We start from the raw sequence: 16,744 nt of genomic DNA, 5'->3' as shown, positions 1-16,744 counted from the left end.
ATGCCCGAGCCGATACGGACCGCGAGGCGGGCCGCGATCTCCTTGCCCTCCGCGGAGGACGGGAGCAGCACGGCGGCCGGACTCACGGCCTGGTAGGCGGCCTGGAGCGCGTCCACCTTCGGGACCACCAGGTAGTCGGCGTATTCCGCGGCGTCATGCGTGAGGACCTTGACCGCGCCGTACTCGGCGAGGGTGGCACCGGTGTCCGCGGCGCCCGCTCCCAGGGCGACGGCGACGGGCTCGCCGACGCGGCGGGCCAGCGTCAGCAGCTCCAGGGTGGGCTTGCGGACGGCACCGTCCACGTGGTCGACATAGACGAGGACTTCAGCCATAGGACTTCTTCTCTCCTGCGGATCAGATGAACTTCTTGCTCGCGAGGCAGCACTTCTAGATGAATTTGCGCTCCGCGAGAAAGGCGGCGAGCTGCTTGCCCCCGTCGCCCTCGTCCTTGACGATCGTGCCCGCCGTGCGGGCCGGGCGCTCCTCGGCGCCGTCGACCTTCGTCCAGGCACCCTCCAGGCCCACCTCCTCGGCCTCGATGTCCAGATCGGACAGATCCCAGGAGGTCACCGGCTTCTTCTTCGCCGCCATGATGCCCTTGAACGACGGGTAACGGGCCTCGCCCGACTGGTCGGTCACGGACACCACAGCCGGAAGCGACGCCTGAAGCAACTCGGTCGCCGTGTCACCGTCCCGGCGCCCCGTGACCGTGCCGTCAGCGCCACCTTCGACCGAGACCTCCGACAGCAGCGTCACCTGCGGCACACCCAGGCGCTCGGCGAGCATCGCGGGCAGCACGCCCATCGTGCCGTCCGTGGAGGCCATACCGCAGACGACCAGGTCATAGCCGGTCTTCTCGACCGCCTTGGCCAGCACCAGCGAGGTGCCCAGCGCATCCGTGCCGTGCAGATCGTCGTCCTCGACGTGCACGGCCTTGTCAGCGCCCATCGACAGCGCCTTGCGCAGCGCGTCCCTGGCGTCCTCCGGGCCCACGGTCAGCACCGTGATCTCCGCGTCGTCACCCTCCCGCCGACGCTCCTCCGCGATCTGGAGGGCCTGCTCGACCGCGTACTCGTCCAGCTCCGAGAGCAGGCCGTCCACATCGTCACGGTCGAGCGTCAGGTCCTCGGCGAAGTGCCGGTCGCCGGTGGCGTCGGGCACGTACTTCACACAGACAACGATCCTCAAGCTCACGCCGAATCTCCTTACAGTCTCCGAGCGAGCGTATGACACTCAGTACCCTTCGTAAAGGCACTGAGTGCTATTCTTGCCCGGCACTGGTGCTACGTTCCCTCCATGACGGAAGAACGTGACGACGGCAGGGCGACCGCGGCGGTCAGCGGGTCTGGACCATCTGGGAAAACGCCCATGCGTGAGGTGCTCATCGAGGCCGCGTTCCAGCTCTTCATGAAGCACGGTTTCGAGCGGACCACAGTGGACGACATCGTGGCGCGGGCCGGAGTGGGCCGCCGGTCGTTCTTCCGGTACTTCCCGTCCAAGGAAGACGTCGTCTTCCCCGAACATGAGCGCTGCCTGACCGAGATGAGCGCCTTCCTCGCGGCGGGCACCGAGGGCGAACCGCTCGACGTGGTCTGCGACGCGGCCCGTCTCGTCATGCGGATGTACGCCGCGAACCCCGAGTTCTCCGTGCAGCGCTATCGGCTCACGCGCGAAGTGCCCAGCCTGCGCGGGTACGAGCTGTCCGTGGTGCACCGCTACGAACGCACCCTGGCCCACTACCTCCGGCAACGCTACGCGGCCGAACGGAACGGAGCACTCCGGGCGGAAGTGCAGGCCGCGGCCGTCGTCGCCGCGCACAACAACGGGCTGCGGACCTGGCTGCGGGACGGGGGCCGCGGCGATGCCGCGCAGACGGTGGATGAGGCCCTGACATTCGTCCGTCAGACATGGGGCGCCGCCGACGCGTCCGCAGAGAGCGGCGCCGCGCCCGCACCGGAGGACGACGTGATCGTGATGGTGGCGCCGCGGAGCGCTCCCCTGTGGCGCGTGGTACAGAAGATCGAGAAGACGTTGGGCGACGAGTAGGCGAAGCCGTGGCACTCAGAGCCTTGACCAAGGGTACTGAGTGCCATAGCGTGACCGCGAGCCGGGCGGTCGGCCGCCTCTCCACCAGCCTGCCCTTCCACTCCGAAGGACTGCCATGGAAAACGTCTCCCGCCTCGGTGTCGTCGGCTGCGGCCTGATGGGCTCCGGCATCGCCGAAGTCGCCGCCCGCCAAGGCCTGGATGTACTGGTGGCCGAGGCCACCCATGACGCCGCCGAAGCGGGCCGCCGCCGCCTCACAGCCTCCCTGGACCGTGGCTTGCGGCGCGGCAAGCTCACCGAGGACCAGCGGGACCAGGCCCTGGCCCGGCTGCGATTCACCTGCCACCTCGGTGATCTGGCCGACCGTCAGTTCGTCATCGAGGCGGTCGCCGAACAGCGGGATCTCAAGACCACGGTCATCCAGACCCTCGACAAGGAGGTCGTCGACCCCCGGGCGATCCTGGCCACCAACACCTCCTCCCTGCCCGTCGTCGACCTCGCGACCGCCACCAGCCGACCCGAGCAGGTCATCGGGATGCACTTCTTCAACCCGGTCCCCGTACAGCCCCTGGTGGAGCTGATTCCCGCCCTGACCACCGCCACCGAGACACTGGAGCGCGCCAGGGACTTCGCCGCCCAGCGGCTGGGCAAGCGGACGATCCAGGCTCCGGACCGCTCCGGCTTCGTGGTCAACGCCCTGCTCGTGCCCTATCTCCTGGCCGCGGTCCGCATGGTGGAGACGGGTACCGCCCGCCCGGAGGACATCGACCATGGGATGGAGTTGGGCTGTGCCCACCCCATGGGGCCGCTGCGACTGCTCGACCTCATCGGGCTCGACACCGCCCAGGCCGTTGCCGAGTCGCTGTACGAGGAGTTCAAGGAACCGCTGTACGCGCCGCCCGCCCTGCTGCGCCGTATGGTCGCCGCCGGACGCCTGGGCCGCAAGAGCAGTCACGGCTTCTACGCCTACTGAAGGTCAGCGGCACTGATGCCGCGTTGCGGGTGGCGCTGAGGGCGGGTGCTAGCGTGAAGCGGACTGGGCCGGTCCGTCCGGCGAATCCGTGTCCTGACGGGGGACCCTTTCCCATGCACCACCTTTCTTCCCGCGCCGTGTTCGGCGCGCTTTCCGCCTGCGCTCTCCTCGCTCTGTCGGCCTGCTCCAGCGGCGGGTCGGACGACGCGTCGTCCGCCGCCGGGAAGGACGGGAAGAAGGACACGAGCAGCAGCGGCTCGCCGAGCCCGGCCGCCACGTCGTCGCGGTCCGCCGCGGCAGACGATCCGGCCGGCGGGGCCGGCCCCGCCCAGGCCGTCACGTCCAAGGCCGAGGTCAGCATCAAGTCGTGCCAGTTGCGCGAGGCCAAGTTGTTCGCGATCGTCCAGCTCGACAACGCGGACGGTCCGGCGGACTACGCCTACACCGTCAAGGTCCGCTTTCTGAACTCCGCGCACCCCGACGAGGCTGTCTACACCACCCTCCCCCAGCAGCCCGTCCAGACCGGAGCCATGAAGAGCGCGCTCGCGTCCACCGCGTGGAAGGGCGAGGCCGACGCGATGCCGAAAACGTGTGAGATCGCCAAGGCCACCAAGGTGAAGTTGGCTGGCTGACCCAGCCGTTACCGGGGCGTCCTGGTCTGCCTTCGGCGGTCGACGTCCACCGAGCGGGCCGTTCGGGCGGTGGCCAGCATGACGGCCAGGCCCAGGGTCACGACCGCGGCGCCCACGTACAGGGGTGCGGTGTAGCCCAGGCCGGTGCTGATGGCGAGGCCGCCCAGCCAGGCGCCGAGGGCGTTGCCGACATTGGAGGCCGAGACGTTGGCGCTGGCGGCCAGCGGTGCGCCACCGGCGGCGTCCGTGACGCGGGTGATCATGCCGGGGACACTGGCGAAGCCGAAGACGCCCATCAGGAAGATGAGTGCTACTGACGCGGCCCGTCCCTCGGCCAGCAGGCCGAAGGCCGCGAGAGTGGTGGCGAGTCCGGCCAGGGAGGCGATCAGTGTGCGGTCGCGGTTACGGTCGGCCGCCCGGCCTCCGGCGACGTTGCCGATGACCAGGCCGCTGCCGTAGACGACGAGCAGCCAGGCGACGTCGGCGGCGGAGAAGCCGGTCACTTCGGTGAGGGTGTACGCGATGTAGCTGAACGCCCCGAACATGCCGCCGTAGCTCAGGGCGGTGGCGGCGAGGGTCAGCCAGACCTGCTGGGAGCGGAAGGCGCGCAACTGGGGGCGCAGGCCGGTCGTGCGGTGGGCCTCGTCCACGGTGCCCGCCCAGGCCGGGACCCACGCGGCGATCGCGGCCACGGCCAGCGCGCCGATCCCGGTGATCGCCCAGAACGTGGCGCGCCAGCCCCAGCGTTCGCCGACCAGGGTGCCGAACGGGACGCCCAGTACGTTGGCGACCGTCAGCCCGGCGAACATCACGGCCACCGCGCGTGAGGCCCGCTCCGGCGGGACCATCCGGCGGGCGACCAGGGAGCCGATGCCGAAGAAGGAGCCGTGGCACAGAGCGGCCACGACACGGCCCAGCAGTGCCATGGCGTAGGTGGGTGCGATGGCGGACAGCAGGTTGCCGAGGACGAACAGCGCCACCAGGCCGATGAGGACGGCCTTGCGGTGGAGGCGGGTGGTGGCGGCGGTCAGCAGGATCGCGCCGATCGCCACGCTCAGGGCGTATCCCGAGATGAGCCACCCGGCCGCAGCCTCGGAGACGTCCAGGTCGCGGCTCACCCGGGGCAGCAGGCCCGCGATCACGAACTCGGTCAGGCCGATGCCGAAGCTGCCGAGCGCGAGCGCGGCCAACCCGGCGGGCATTCTCCGCGCGGTCCCGTCGCCCCGTCGGATGTTCACGCAAACATCGTAGGGGTGTGTCAGGCGGTCAGCCCTGCCGACAGCGACTCGTCGTCCGGGTGGGCGAAGACCGCGAGCGGGCTTGGTACGGGCATGAACGGGCCGCCATTCCGGGGCGAAGGAGGCCTAAGGTATCTTCCGCGGGCCCCGTCCCGAACGATCAGCAGGGAGTCGTCATGTCTGCCGCGCCCCCCAAAGCCGTCGGCATCGCCCTCATCGTCCTCTATACCGACCACGTGGAGGAATCCCGCGCCTTCTACAGCGGTCTGGGGCTGGCCCTCGTCCAGGAACAGCACGGGCGCGGCCCGGTCCACTACGCCGCCACGCTGCCGGACGGCACCGTGGTCGAGCTGTATCCGGCCACCGCCCGGCGGCCCGTCTCCAGTGTGCGGCTGGGCTTCACCGTCGACGGCCGGACGGTGACTCCGCCGCTGGCTCCTGGCCGCCACGTCGTGGAGGATCCGGACGGGCGTGCCGTGGAGCTGTACGTGGCGTGAAGCCAGCCCCGTCGAGAAAGGCGTCAACTCGACCCTGACAAGTCAAGATTCCCGTGGCACGCTGCCTGACGCACGTCTATCCGCACCGCTCTTCGTTCCCCCACCCTGCCCGGACGCCACCAGTGCGGGCACGGCAGAAGGAGACATGCGTGAGACGCCATCGCACTGCCGCGGGCATTCTGCTGGCCGTTGGAGCCCTGTTGAGCGGCGGCCTTCTCGGTTCGGCCGCGGCCACCGCGGCGACACCCGAAGCGGCCTCCGGGCCGTCGGTAGCGGCCCGTACCGCCTCGGCCGTCGAACAGCACAAGGCCCGCACGTTCTGGACCGCCGAGCGGATGCGCGCGGCCACCCCGCTCGATCTGCTGCTGACCCGGCAGGCCGCCAAGCGGCTGAAGGCCCCCGAGACCGGCGGGCCGTCGACGACCGTCGCGCCCACTGCCGCGCCCGCCTCGTTCCCGCAGGCCGGTGGCCCGTGGGCGGGCGGCGGGGCCGTCGTCAAAACCTCGGGACGGGTGTTCTTCACCTTCCAGGGGCGTACGGCTTCCTGCTCCGGCAACGCGGTGACGAGCCAGAACGCCAGCACCGTCATCACCGCCGGGCACTGTGTGAAGTACCAGGGCAGCTGGCACACCAACTGGGTCTTCGTGCCCGCCTACGACAACGGCAACGCGCCGTACGGGCAGTGGACCGCGGCCAAGACGCTCACCACCCCGCAGTGGGAGGCCACCGAGGACATCAACAACGACGTCGGCGCCGCCGTCGTGGCCCCGCTGAACGGCCAGAAGCTCACGTCGGTCGTCGGTGCGCAGGGGCTCCAGTTCAACGGCGGCTACAACAAGCAGATGTACGCCTTCGGGTTCGCGGCGGCCTCGCCGTACGACGGGACGAAGCTCATCTACTGCAGCGGCAACAGCTCGAAGGACTGGCTGCTCACGCAGGACCACAGCCTCGCCTGCAATATGACGGGCGGGTCCAGCGGCGGGCCCTGGTTCACCGGCTTCAATGAGGCCACCGGTACCGGGCTGCAGGTGTCGGTGAACAGCTTCGGCTACGTCTTCCTGCCGAACACGATGTACGGCCCGTACTTCGGGGATGTGGCGAAGGCCCTGTACGACACGGCGCAGGCCTCCTAGCAGGCAGGGCACGGGGCCCGGGCGGTCGCGGTACGGGGCGGTCGGCGAGGATGAGGGGATGACCGATCCCCTCTCCAAGGCCCCGGGCCGAACCGGCCGGACCAGCCGGACTCCCCGGGCCGCCAAGCCGCCACGGACACGGACCTGGAAGGACCTGTCGCCGCTGCTGCGGCTGCTGATCCTGACGCAGCTCGCCTTCAACATCGGTTTCTACGCCGTGCTGCCGTTCCTCGCCGAGCACCTCGGCACCGCGATCGGCATGGCGGGCTGGCTGGTCGGCTTCGTCCTGGGCCTGAGGACCTTCAGCCAGCAGGGTCTGTTCGTGGTCGGCGGCTGGCTGGTGGACCGGTACGGTGTGCGGCCGGTGGTGCTGGCCGGGTGTGTGCTGCGGATCGCCGGATTCGCCTGGCTGGGGTACGCGGAGTCGGTCGGGGCCGTGGTCGGCGCGGTGCTGCTGATCGGTTTCGCCGCGGCCCTGTTCTCCCCGGCGGTGGAGTCCGAGGTGGCGCGGCAGGCGGTGCTCTGGGAGCAGGAGGGGCGCGGGCCCCGGACCAGGGTGCTGGCCCTGTTCAGCGCGGCGGGGCAGGCCGGGGCCTTCGTCGGGCCGCTGATCGGCGGTCTGCTGCTGGTCGTGGACTTCCGTACCGCGTGCCTCGCGGGCGCGGGGGTCTTCGTCCTCGTCCTCGCGGGGCACGCGCGGCTGATGCCGCAGCACATACCCGGCCGGGTCCGCGTCCGGGAGCGGGGCGGGGTGCGCGCGATGCTGGTGAACCGCCGCTTCCTCGCGCTGTGCTGCGCGTACGGCAGCTATCTGCTCGCCTACAACCAGCTCTACCTGGCCCTGCCGGACGAGGTGGAGCGCGCGACGGGTTCCCAGGCTCCGCTGTCCTGGCTGTTCGCGCTGTCCTCCCTGCTGGTCGTGTGCGCGCAGCTGCCGGTGACCCGCTGGGCGGGCGACCGGCTCGATCTGCGCCGCTCGATGGCGGGCGGGCTGCTGCTCATCGCGGCCGGTTTCGCGGTCGTGGCCGCCGCGCGCCCGGCGGAGTGGTCGGGCGCCATGGGGCTGCTGCCCGCCGCGGGGTTCGTCGTCCTGCTCACCGTAGGCCAGATGCTGGTCGTCCCGGCCGCCCGCGCCTGGGTGCCCGACCTCGCCGAGGACGGGCGGCTCGGCCTCTACACCGGCGCGCTGTCCTCCGTATCGGGTCTGATCGTCCTCATCGGCAGCTCCGCCACCGGCTCCCTGCTGGACCTGGGCCTCCCGGCCGCCGTGCCCTGGCTGGTCCTGGCCGCCGTTCCGGCCCTCGCGGTGGCGCTGCTGCCCCACCGGCAGGGATCGGACGGAGGCTGAGGCAGAGCCTTTGGGTCAGGCGGGCGGCTGCCAGCCCAGGGCCGGGGCGAGTCCGGTGGCGATGTCGGTGAGGATCTGGACGTAGTCCTCGTGCTCGAAGGTGAAGGGCAGCGCGAACGCGACCTCCTCGACCTCCCGGAAGGCGGCGTGGGAGGTGAGGCGTTCGGCGATCTCCCCGGATGTGCCGACGAGGTCGGGGGCGAACATCATGTGCGCCGGGCCCTGGGGCGTGGTGGTGCGCGGCAGGCGTTTACGGGCGTAGGCCTCGTACTTCGCGCGCTGCTCCGGTGAGGCGGTGTCGGTGGGGATGACGACGAGTCCCTGGGAGGCGCGGGCACGGTCGCCGTCGGGGTGGTGGGCGCGGAAGGTCCGTAGGTGCGAGAGCTGGATCTCGGCGAAGTCCTCGGATTCCTCCGCCTTCACGACGCTGCTGGTGAGGAGGTTCATGCCCTGCTCACCGGCCCAGCGGGCCGACCGCAGGCTGCCGCCGCCGTACCACATGCGGCGGCCGAGGCCCGGGGCGTGCGGCTGGACGCGGTCGGAGAACACCTCGAAGCCTTCGGCGCCGCTGAAGCGGGTGACGGGTTCGCCGCGTACGCAGTCCAGCAGCCGTCGTACGCGCTCGTGGCTGAAGTCCTCGGTGTCGGCCGTGTCCGGGTAGAGCGCGCCTTTGACCTGGTCGTAGTGGCCTGGCGGGCCGACGCTGACCCCTGGGTTGAGGCGGCCTCGGGAGAGGATGTCGACCGTCGCCAGGTCTTCGGCCAGCCGCAGTGGGTTCTCCCAGCCCAGGGGGATGACGGCCGTGCCCAGCTCGATGCGGCGGGTGCGCTGCGAGGCGGCCGCCAGGACGGCGATGGGTGAGGAGATGCCGTACTGGAGGTGGCGGTGGCGCACCCAGGCGCTGTCGAAGCCCAGGCGTTCGCCCAGTTCGATGATTTCCAGTGTCGACTCGTGGCCCTGGTAGGGGTCGGCCTCGTCGAACAGCCCGATGGTCAGGAAGCCGAGCTTCCGCAGGGGTCTCGGGGGTGTCTTCATACCGTATGAGTCTCCAGTACCGCGACGGTCGGCTCGGGTTCGGGGGCGGCCGCCAGCAGGGCGCTGGTGTAGGGGTGCTGCGGATCGACGCACAGCTCGTCGGCGGGGCCCGTCTCGACGATCCGGCCCCGGTGCATGACCGCGATGCGGTGGCTGACCTGCCGTACGACCGCCAGGTCGTGGGCGATGAACAGCAGGGCGAGGCCGAGGTCGCGCTGCAGATCGGCCAGGAGGTTGACGATCTGGGCCTGTACGGAGACATCCAGCGCCGAGACGGGTTCGTCGCACAGCAGCACGGAAGGCTCCGGGGCCAGGGCGCGGGCGATGCCGATGCGCTGGCGCTGGCCGCCGGAGAACGCGCGCGGCCGGCGGTCGGCGACGGCCGGGTCGAGTCCGACGAGTTCCAGCAGCTCGGCGACCCGCCGCGCGCGGGCGGCGCGGTCCGGGTGGAGGCCGTGGACGAGGAGGGGTTCGCCGACGATGTCGCCCACGGTCATCCGCGGGTTGAGGGAGGCGTACGGGTCCTGGAAGACCATCTGCACCTGGCGGCGCAGGGCCCGTAGCGCCGTGCGGGAGGGGCGGGTGACGTCCTCGCCGCGGAGCCGGATCGTGCCGCTGTCGGCGGGGTGGGCGTGGGCGAGCAGCCGGGCCAGGGTGGACTTGCCGGATCCGGACTCGCCGACGATACCGAGGGTCTCCCCCGCGTGGAGGGTGAGGGAGATGTCGTCGACGGCGACGAGCGGGGCGTGGCGGCGCGCCCGGAACTCCTTGCGCAGGGCGGTGGCCTCCAGCAGCGGTGTGCCCTCTTCGGGGGTGGTGCGGGCGGCGGGCTCGGGACGCTCGGCGGGCGGGGTCTCGTCGTGGTGCCAGCAGGCCACGCCGTCGACCAGGGGCGGCGCCTCGGTCCGGCACTGCTCGTCCGCCGACGCGCACCGCTGCGCGAACGCGCAGCCCGCGAACGGCAGCGACAGGTCGGGCGGGGTGCCGGGGATGCCGGTGAGGCGGGTGCCGGAGGGGGACGACAGGCGCGGTACGGCGGCCAGCAGCCCCGTGGTGTAGGGGTGCCGGGGCCGGGTGAGGACGTCGGTCGTCGGACCGTTCTCGACGACGGTGCCGCCGTACATCACCAGCGCCCGGGCGCAGGAGCGGGAGACGACGCCCATGTTGTGGGTGATGAGGAGGAGGGCGGTGCCGGTCTCCTCGTTGAGCGTGGCCAGCAGCCGCAGGATCTGTTCCTGCACGGTGGCGTCGAGTGCGGTGGTCGGTTCGTCGGCCACCAGGACGTCCGGTTCGCCCGCGAGGGCCATGGCGATGAGGATGCGCTGGCGCTGGCCTCCGGAGAACTGGTGCGGGTGGTCGTTCAGTCTGCGCCGGGGTTCCGGGATGCCCACCAGGTCGAGAAGTTCCTCGGCGCGGGCCCGGCGGGTGGCGCGGTCGCCGTGGCGGTGGGCGCGCAGCACCTCGTCGAGCTGGGTGCGGACCGTGAGGACGGGGTTGAGGGAGGTCATCGGGTCCTGGAAGATCGTCCCGATCCGGGCGCCGCGCACCGCGCGCAGCTCCTCCTCGGTCGTGGTGGCGAGGTCGGTGCCGTCCAGGAGCACCGATCCGGCCGTGATGCGTCCTGTGCCCGGCAGCATCCGGGTCAGCGCGAGCGCGGTGGTGGACTTTCCGGAGCCGGATTCGCCGACGACGGCGAGGGTTTCGCCGCGTTCCAGGGTGAAGTCCACGTCCCGTACGGCGTGGACGGTTCGTCCGTCCGGAGTGCTGAAGTCGACGCTGAGGCCGCGTACGTCCAGCAGAGGGGATGTCAGGGGCGAGGTCATCGGCGGATCTCCCGGTTCAGGGCCTCGGAGAGCAGCGAGAAGCCGAGGACGAGCAGGGTGACGGAGAGCATGGGTCCGGCGGCGAAGAAGGGCGCCTGGGCCAGGTAGGGCAGCGCCTGGCTGAGGAGGCTGCCGAGGGTGGGTTCGGGCGGGCGGATGCCGACCCCGAGGAAGCTCATGGCGCCTTCGAGGAAGACGGCGATGGTGAGGGAGACGGCGAGCTGGACGACCAGTGGGTCGGTGCAGTTGGGCAGGATGTGCCGCAGCAGCAGCCGTACCCGGCCGGTGCCGCCGACCCGGGCGGCGACGGCGTACTCGCGCTCCCGCTGGACGAGGATGGCGCCCCGCAACTGCCTGCCGAAGACGGGGATTTCGGCCAGCGCGATGACGACGATCACGGGGAGGCGGCCCGGGCCGAGGACCGCGGTGATGGCCAGCGCCAGGATCAGCCCCGGGAAGGCCAGCACCAGGTCGAACAGCCGCTGCGCCACGGTGTCCAGCACCGGGTGGACGGCGGCGAGCAGGGCGAAGGCGCAGCCCAGCAGGGCGCCGAGGGGCACTGCGGTGGCGATCACTTCCAGGTCGGCGCGGATGCCGTACAGCACCCGGCTGAGCAGGTCGCGGCCCAGGTCGTCGGTGCCGAGCAGGTGTCCGGGGCTGCCGGGGCCCAGCAGGGTGTCGCCGCTCTGGTCGGTGGGGTCGTGTGCGGTGAGGAGCGGGGCGAGCAGGCCGCTGAGCACCACCAGGCCGACCAGCACCAGGCCGACGCGGCCCCGGGTGGTGGTGAGGGCGGTGAGGTAGGGGTGGCGGGTGGCCCGGTTGCGTACCCTTCGTGGGGTCGCGGTCGAGAGCGTGGTCATGGGGGTGTTCACTCCCACCGGATGCGCGGGTCGAGCAGCGCGTAGACGATGTCGGTCAGCAGTTGGATCACGACGAACACCGCGACCAGGAGCAGCAGCACGTCCTGGACGACGGGGTAGTCGCGGCGGGTGAGCGCCTGGTCGGCGAGCTGGCCGAGGCCGGGCCAGGCGAAGATGGCCTCCACGAGGACGGCGCCGCCGAGGAGCTGGCCGGTCTGGATGCCGAGCAGGGTGACGACGGGCGGCAGGGCATTGGGGAGGGCGTGCCGCCACAGCAGTCTGCGCCGGGGTACTCCGGCCGCGGTGGCGGTGCGGATGTAGTCCTCGCCGAGGGCGCGTTCCAGGCTGTCCTTGAGGTAGCGGCCCAGCACGGCCGCGCTGGGCAGGGCCAGGCACAGCGAGGGCAGCAGCAGGTACTGCAGCTCCAGGTCGGGTGCTGCGAAGAGCCCGATCCGCCCGCCCGACGGCAGCACGACGAGATGCACCGCGAGGACGAGCACCAGCACCACGCCGGTCACGAACGGCGGCACCGCCAGGGCGGCGGTGGTCAGCGCCCGTACGGCCGCCCGCACGGCGGGCCGCCGGGAGGTGGCGCCGAGCACGCCGAGCAGCAGGCCGATGACGACGGTGAAGAACAGCGCGCCCGCGGTGAGTTCGGCGGTGGCCGCGAATCCGTCGCCGATCAGGTCGGCCACTTCGCCGCCGATGGCGTACGAGGGGCCCAGCTCACCGGTGACCAGGTCGCCGATCCAGCTCGCGTACTGGGTCAGGATCAGCTGGTCGAGGCCGAGTTGGTGGCGGATGGCCGCGACGGACTCGGGTGAGGCGTCCGGTCCGGCGAGCGCGTCCGCGGCGTCGCCGGGGACGAGCCGGAGGATCGCGAAGATCAGGAAGGAGGCGAGGAGGAGGACCAGCAGCGCCGAGGGGATCTTCTTCAGGAGATAGCCACGCATGGTCAGTCCAGGTAGGCGTTGTCGAGGTTGAGGTACATGTATTTGTTGAGCGTCGGCCCGTGGAGTCGCTTCGACGCCACTTGCACCGCGTCCTCGATGGCGAGGTCGATGATGAACGCCTGGTCGAGGAGGAGGTCGGAGACGTGGCGGTAGAGGGCGTTCGCCTCGGCGCCGTCGGCCCTCTTGTGGCGCCAGGCGGCGTGGACGGCCTCGGTGTACGGCTGGGAGCGGTAGTGCGAGGTGTTCTTGGCCTCGTTGAAAGGGTAGGCGCTGATGGCCAGGGTCGAGGGGTGGACCTGCGCGAAGGAGTGGCTGTTGATCCACAGCGTGGGCATCGTGCCGGAGATCAGCTGCTTCTGGAACACGGCCGGGTCGGTGGGTTCCAGTTCGGTCTTGATGCCGACCTGCTTCAGGTCGTTCTGCACGATCTCGGCGATGGTGGTGTGCACCGAGGTGGTGGGGTGGCCCAGCGGCAGGGTCTGTTTCGTGGACACCCCGGAGGATTTCAGCAGTTCACGGGCGCTGGCCGGGTTGTGGGTGTAGTGGGTGCGGGTGGCTTCGCTGTGCGCGGGTGAGGACCGGGGCCAGGGCGCCGCCGAGGCGAGGCCGTAGCCGCCGAGCGCCTGCGCCACGATCCGGTCCCGGTCCACCGCCCAGGCGATGGCCTGGCGGAAGGTCTTGTTGTCGGCCGGTGCCTTGGTGACGCTGGCGCCGATGTACATGGCGCCGGTGCCGGTGTCGTATCGCTTGACGCTGAAGCTCGCACCGACCTTGAGCGTGGCCAGGTACTTGCCCGACACGTGGTACGACAGCTGCGCCTGGCCCGAGCGCAGCGCGGACAGCAGGGCGTCCGGCTGGGTGTAGAGGCGGAGTTCGACGGCGTCGAGGTAGGGGCGGTTCGGCATCCAGTACGTGTCGTTGCGTACGAGGCTCAGGCCCACCCCCGGTTTACGGCTGACGAACGTGAAGGGGCCGGTGCCGTTGAGCTTCCGGCCCGCCAGGGTGTCCTCGATCGTGTGCCGGTCCGCGATGATCATGAATTCGAAGAGGTCGAAGAGGTTGCTCACCGGGTGGGCGAGTCTCAGTACCAGCTCATGGTCGCCGCGCTTCTCGAAGCCGGTCACGGCCTTGGCGGTGGCGGCGAATTGGGAGGAGCGCTCCGGCACGCGCAGGTTCTTGACGGCGAAGATGACGTCGTCGGCGGTGAACGGGCGGCCGTCGTGGTACGTGACGTCGTCGCGCAGGTGAAGCTTGATGCTGCGGCCGTCGGCGGCGTACTGCCACGAGGTGGCCAGCTCCGGCTGGGGCCGCAGCCGTTCGTCGTAGCGGATCAGGGTGTTGTAGATCAGCCGGTTCTGCAGCGACTGGTCGGCCTGGGTGAACAGCAGAGAGGGCTCGAAGTCCTCGTTGACCGCGACCGTGAGCGTCCCGCCGCGCTTGGGTCCGCCCGCCGACCCGCCGACCGTGGAGACGGCCGAACGGCAGCCGGTCAGCGCGCCACCCGCCCCGAGCAGCAGGGCGCCGGCACCGGCGGCCCGCAGAGCGGTGCGCCGGGGCAGCGGGTCCGCGGGCGGGAGGGGAGGTGTGCGCATGAGGGAAGACCCATTTCTTTTCGCTTCGGCAGGAAGTAATCGGGGGCGCGCACGCGGGTCCCGGGGCGCTGCCGACGGCCGGGGGGAGGTGACGCGCTGCGAGGTGGTCCGCGGTGAGGTGTTCCGGACGACCGCCGGACACGGAGTCAGGCTGGATCAGCGGTGACGCGGTGGCGGATCAGCGGTGCGCTATCGGCGGGCAGCACAGATCGCGCTGGCCTGTCGACACAGATCGACATGGCAGCGGGAGACGAGGCGCAGGTCCGGGGGCACGCGCAGCAGAATGTCAGCGGTCCCGCACGGTGGTCAACAACCGTTCGGGCAGGGCGGCTTGACGGTCCTACGGGAGTATTGCGGCCGTATTGCGGCAAGCTTGCAGCGGGCTTGTGAGCAGCGGATTCAGTACGACGGTGGCGGCGGCCACGAGGAGCGCCGCCGGTCCAGCATGTGGGACCACGATCCGCTCGGGGTCGTCGCAGACGTGTGCGTGCGCGACCGCGGCCGTCCGGATCTCATCGAGGTAGGCGGGATGGAGTGTGCTCGACCGCTCGGTGACCACCACCAGATCGGGGCCCAGCACATCGAGCAGCAGCCCCGTGGCCCGGCCCACCGCCCGTGCTCGCTCCCGCAGCAGTGCGTCGGCCCGCCGGTCCCCCGCTGCCGCCGCGTCCACGAGCAGTGCGGCGTCGGGCTCGGGAATCAGCCCGGCCGCCACCGCTCGCCGGGCGAGGACGGTGTCGGAGACGGTGGCCTCCAGGCAGCCGGTGCGGCCGCACGGACACGGCGCCGTGCTGTCCGGCACCGGCAGGTGCGCCACATCCCCGGCGCCCGATCTGGGCCCGCTGTGCACGACGCCCGCGATGGCGAGCGCCGCGTCCACCACGTTGCCGACGAACAGGTGCACCAGGGAGCGCCGTGCCGCAGGCCGCCCGAACAGCAGCTCGGAGCGGGCGACGGCGCGGGCATGGTTGTCGACCCGGACGGGCAGCCCGGTGTGCCGCTGCAGGTCCGCTCCCAGCGGGTAGTGGTCCCAGCCGAGCGCCTCATGGCGTACGACGGTGCCGTGCGCGGGGTCCACCCAGCCGCCGATGGCCGCGCCCACGCCGAGGACCCTGGCGCCGTCCGGCCGGTGTTCCGCGAGGAACGCGGCCAGCGCCCGGCCGAGGCGTGTCCGCAGCTCGGCGGCGGGTATCCCGTCGTGCGGGAAGTCCTGCCGGGCCACCACCGTGCCACGCAGATCCGTCAGGCCGAAGCTGGACCCGGGGACGCCGATGTGCACGCCCGCGACGAGTGGCCCGCCCGCGTCGCCGGTGTGCAGGTCCACCGGGATCTGTGGTCGGCCCACACCGCTCGCGGCGACCAGCTCGGGCACCTCGCGCACCAGGCCGAGCCGGGTCAGGTCGGTGCACTGCCGGGACACGGCCGCCGGACTCAGCCCGGCCAGCCGGGCGATGCCACTGCGGGCCACCGGGCCGTGGTCCTGGCGACTGGGGGCAGGCCCGGGTGTCAGGCGTATTGCAAGGTCGTGAAGCCGACCCGGGACACGTTGACCGGCCATCAGCACGATGCCCAAGCTCGTGGACCACGCGCTTCACCTGCGCGGATTTCCTTCCGCTCCGACAGCAACGAACCCGGCACCCGCCCCGGCGAAGGGACTCTCATGACGTTCATCGCACCCGCCGCGACCGCCACCGCCACCGCCCTCACCGTCGAGAAGATCGGAGGCCGCCTGGGGGCCGTGATCTCCGGAGTGCGGCTCGGCGGCGACCTGGACGAGGCCACCGTGGCCGCGATCCGGGCCGCCGCGCTCCAGCACAAGGTCGTCTTCTTCCGCGACCAGCACCACCTCGACGCCGAGAGCCACGAGGCGTTCGGCAGGCTCCTCGGCGAGCCCGTCGCGCACCCCACCGTGCCGTCCGCCGATGGCCGTTACGCGTTCCCCATCGACAACGAGCACGGCGGGCGCGCCAACCAGTGGCACACGGACGTCACGTTCGTGCCCGCGTATCCGGCGTTCTCCATCCTGCGCGCCGAGGTCATCCCGCCGTACGGCGGCAACACCCTCTGGTCCAACACCGCCGCCGCCTACGCCAACCTCCCCGAGCCGCTGCGGGTGCTGGCCGACAGCCTGCGCGGGGTGCACACCAACGACTACGACTACGCCGCCTCACGTCCCAACGCACCGGCGGCGGCGCTGAAGCAGCACCTCACGGTGTTCACCGCGATCAAGTTCCAGACCGAGCACCCGGTGGTGCGTGTGCACCCCGAGACCGGCGAACGCACCCTGATCCTGGGGAACTTCATTCAGAAACTCACCGGCTTCAACGGCCGGGACTCGCGCGCCCTCATCGACATCCTCCAGTCGCACGTCGAACGTCCGGAGAACACCCTGCGCTGGCAGTGGCGCGCCGGTGACGTCGCCATCTGGGACAACCGCGCGACCCAGCACTACGGCGTCGACGACTCCGACGCCCATGAGCGCACCCTGCGCCGCGTCACCATCGACGGCGATGTGCCGGTCGGTGTGGACGGCCGCCGCTCGGTGCTGCTGGCGCCGGAATCGGTGCCCGAGCCCGCCCACGGAATCGCCTCGGGCGGCTCCACCGACGGGGTG

Annotated in this window: 15 protein-coding genes and 2 pseudogenes; 7 read left to right on the top strand and 10 right to left on the bottom strand. The window is 71.3% G+C overall.

The features are described 5' to 3' along the window. A pseudogene (locus ACFV9T_RS41180) lies at positions 1-332 on the bottom strand (electron transfer flavoprotein subunit alpha/FixB family protein); the annotation flags it as partial. A gap of 55 nt (positions 333-387) precedes the next feature. Further along, complete coding sequence (locus ACFV9T_RS41175; protein WP_385448626.1) at positions 388-1,194, bottom strand: electron transfer flavoprotein subunit beta/FixA family protein; 807 nt, start codon at positions 1,192-1,194, stop codon at positions 388-390. Between the two features lie 174 nt (positions 1,195-1,368). Here ACFV9T_RS41175 and ACFV9T_RS41170 point away from each other — a divergent pair, with 174 nt between their 5' ends. From ACFV9T_RS41170 to ACFV9T_RS41160, 3 genes are all read left to right on the top strand, one after another. Next, a complete protein-coding gene (locus tag ACFV9T_RS41170) occupies positions 1,369-2,046 on the top strand; it encodes a TetR family transcriptional regulator (RefSeq protein WP_385448623.1) in 678 nt (225 codons plus the stop codon). 115 nt (positions 2,047-2,161) lie between these two features. Then, positions 2,162-3,019 carry a 3-hydroxybutyryl-CoA dehydrogenase gene (locus ACFV9T_RS41165; protein WP_385448620.1) on the top strand — a complete coding sequence of 286 codons (858 nt, stop codon included), beginning with the start codon at positions 2,162-2,164 and terminating at the stop codon, positions 3,017-3,019. A 113-nt stretch (positions 3,020-3,132) separates the two neighbouring features. Then, entirely contained in the window at positions 3,133-3,651 is a 519-nt protein-coding gene (locus ACFV9T_RS41160) for a hypothetical protein (protein ID WP_385448617.1), read from the top strand. 8 nt (positions 3,652-3,659) lie between these two features. On the opposite strand, the gene ACFV9T_RS41155 is transcribed toward ACFV9T_RS41160, so the two are convergent. Beyond that, a complete protein-coding gene (locus tag ACFV9T_RS41155; RefSeq protein ID WP_385448631.1) occupies positions 3,660-4,853 on the bottom strand; it encodes an MFS transporter in 1,194 nt (397 codons plus the stop codon). Between the two features lie 212 nt (positions 4,854-5,065). Between ACFV9T_RS41155 and ACFV9T_RS41150 the strand changes: the two genes are divergently transcribed. The 3 genes from ACFV9T_RS41150 (at position 5,066) to ACFV9T_RS41140 (ending at position 7,867) form a co-directional block, all read left to right on the top strand. After that, a complete protein-coding gene (locus ACFV9T_RS41150; RefSeq protein WP_385448615.1) occupies positions 5,066-5,386 on the top strand; it encodes a VOC family protein in 321 nt (106 codons plus the stop codon). A gap of 149 nt (positions 5,387-5,535) precedes the next feature. After that, positions 5,536-6,519 carry a trypsin-like serine peptidase gene (locus ACFV9T_RS41145; protein WP_385448612.1) on the top strand — a complete coding sequence of 328 codons (984 nt, stop codon included), beginning with the start codon at positions 5,536-5,538 and terminating at the stop codon, positions 6,517-6,519. Positions 6,520-6,577: 58 nt separating this feature from the next. Next, a complete protein-coding gene (locus ACFV9T_RS41140) occupies positions 6,578-7,867 on the top strand; it encodes an MDR family MFS transporter (RefSeq protein ID WP_385448610.1) in 1,290 nt (429 codons plus the stop codon). 15 nt (positions 7,868-7,882) lie between these two features. On the opposite strand, the gene ACFV9T_RS41135 is transcribed toward ACFV9T_RS41140, so the two are convergent. The 7 genes and pseudogenes from ACFV9T_RS41135 to ACFV9T_RS41105 all read right to left on the bottom strand — a co-directional run. Further along, a complete protein-coding gene (locus tag ACFV9T_RS41135) occupies positions 7,883-8,902 on the bottom strand; it encodes an LLM class flavin-dependent oxidoreductase (RefSeq protein ID WP_385448607.1) in 1,020 nt (339 codons plus the stop codon). Then, positions 8,899-10,725 (bottom strand): dipeptide ABC transporter ATP-binding protein, encoded by a 1,827-nt coding sequence (locus tag ACFV9T_RS41130; RefSeq protein WP_385448604.1) that lies wholly within the window; start codon positions 10,723-10,725, stop codon positions 8,899-8,901. Before ACFV9T_RS41130 ends, ACFV9T_RS41135 begins: the two co-directional genes overlap by 4 nt. Continuing rightward, positions 10,722-11,585 (bottom strand): ABC transporter permease, encoded by an 864-nt coding sequence (locus ACFV9T_RS41125; protein WP_385448600.1) that lies wholly within the window; start codon positions 11,583-11,585, stop codon positions 10,722-10,724. Before ACFV9T_RS41125 ends, ACFV9T_RS41130 begins: the two co-directional genes overlap by 4 nt. Before the next feature lie 8 nt (positions 11,586-11,593). Then, complete coding sequence (locus ACFV9T_RS41120) at positions 11,594-12,538, bottom strand: ABC transporter permease (RefSeq protein ID WP_385448597.1); 945 nt, start codon at positions 12,536-12,538, stop codon at positions 11,594-11,596. A gap of 2 nt (positions 12,539-12,540) precedes the next feature. Next, positions 12,541-14,130: an ABC transporter substrate-binding protein gene (locus ACFV9T_RS41115; protein ID WP_385448596.1), complete on the bottom strand. Its 1,590-nt coding sequence runs from the start codon at positions 14,128-14,130 to the stop codon at positions 12,541-12,543. A 189-nt stretch (positions 14,131-14,319) separates the two neighbouring features. Continuing rightward, a complete protein-coding gene (locus tag ACFV9T_RS41110) occupies positions 14,320-14,403 on the bottom strand; it encodes a putative leader peptide (RefSeq protein ID WP_385448628.1) in 84 nt (27 codons plus the stop codon). Between the two features lie 67 nt (positions 14,404-14,470). Then, positions 14,471-15,610: pseudogene (locus tag ACFV9T_RS41105) on the bottom strand (ROK family protein); the annotation flags it as partial. Positions 15,611-15,790: 180 nt separating this feature from the next. Between ACFV9T_RS41105 and ACFV9T_RS41100 the strand changes: the two are divergent. Further along, positions 15,791-16,744 (top strand): TauD/TfdA dioxygenase family protein (locus tag ACFV9T_RS41100; RefSeq protein ID WP_385448593.1); only part of this gene is annotated, 954 nt, incomplete at its 3' end.

The sequence above is a fragment of the Streptomyces sp. NPDC059850 genome, from assembly GCF_042731515.1.
In the GTDB taxonomy this organism is placed as follows: domain Bacteria; phylum Actinomycetota; class Actinomycetes; order Streptomycetales; family Streptomycetaceae; genus Streptomyces.
Note: the sequence above shows the minus strand (reverse complement) of the source record. Positions and strands in the feature narration are given on the sequence as shown.

Excerpts from the sequence above, each read along its gene's own strand:
- ACFV9T_RS41170 (WP_385448623.1), top strand. The coding sequence starts at position 1,369 with ATGCGTGAGGTGCTCATCGAGGCCGCGTTCCAGCTCTTCATGAAGCAC.
- ACFV9T_RS41165 (WP_385448620.1), top strand. The coding sequence starts at position 2,162 with ATGGAAAACGTCTCCCGCCTCGGTGTCGTCGGCTGCGGCCTGATGGGC.
- ACFV9T_RS41160 (WP_385448617.1), top strand. The coding sequence starts at position 3,133 with ATGCACCACCTTTCTTCCCGCGCCGTGTTCGGCGCGCTTTCCGCCTGC.
- ACFV9T_RS41155 (WP_385448631.1), bottom strand. The coding sequence starts at position 4,853 with ATGCCCGCCGGGTTGGCCGCGCTCGCGCTCGGCAGCTTCGGCATCGGC.
- ACFV9T_RS41150 (WP_385448615.1), top strand. The coding sequence starts at position 5,066 with ATGTCTGCCGCGCCCCCCAAAGCCGTCGGCATCGCCCTCATCGTCCTC.
- ACFV9T_RS41140 (WP_385448610.1), top strand. The coding sequence starts at position 6,578 with ATGACCGATCCCCTCTCCAAGGCCCCGGGCCGAACCGGCCGGACCAGC.
- ACFV9T_RS41135 (WP_385448607.1), bottom strand. The coding sequence starts at position 8,902 with ATGAAGACACCCCCGAGACCCCTGCGGAAGCTCGGCTTCCTGACCATC.
- ACFV9T_RS41130 (WP_385448604.1), bottom strand. The coding sequence starts at position 10,725 with ATGACCTCGCCCCTGACATCCCCTCTGCTGGACGTACGCGGCCTCAGC.
- ACFV9T_RS41125 (WP_385448600.1), bottom strand. The coding sequence starts at position 11,585 with ATGACCACGCTCTCGACCGCGACCCCACGAAGGGTACGCAACCGGGCC.
- ACFV9T_RS41120 (WP_385448597.1), bottom strand. The coding sequence starts at position 12,538 with ATGCGTGGCTATCTCCTGAAGAAGATCCCCTCGGCGCTGCTGGTCCTC.
- ACFV9T_RS41115 (WP_385448596.1), bottom strand. The coding sequence starts at position 14,130 with ATGCGCACACCTCCCCTCCCGCCCGCGGACCCGCTGCCCCGGCGCACC.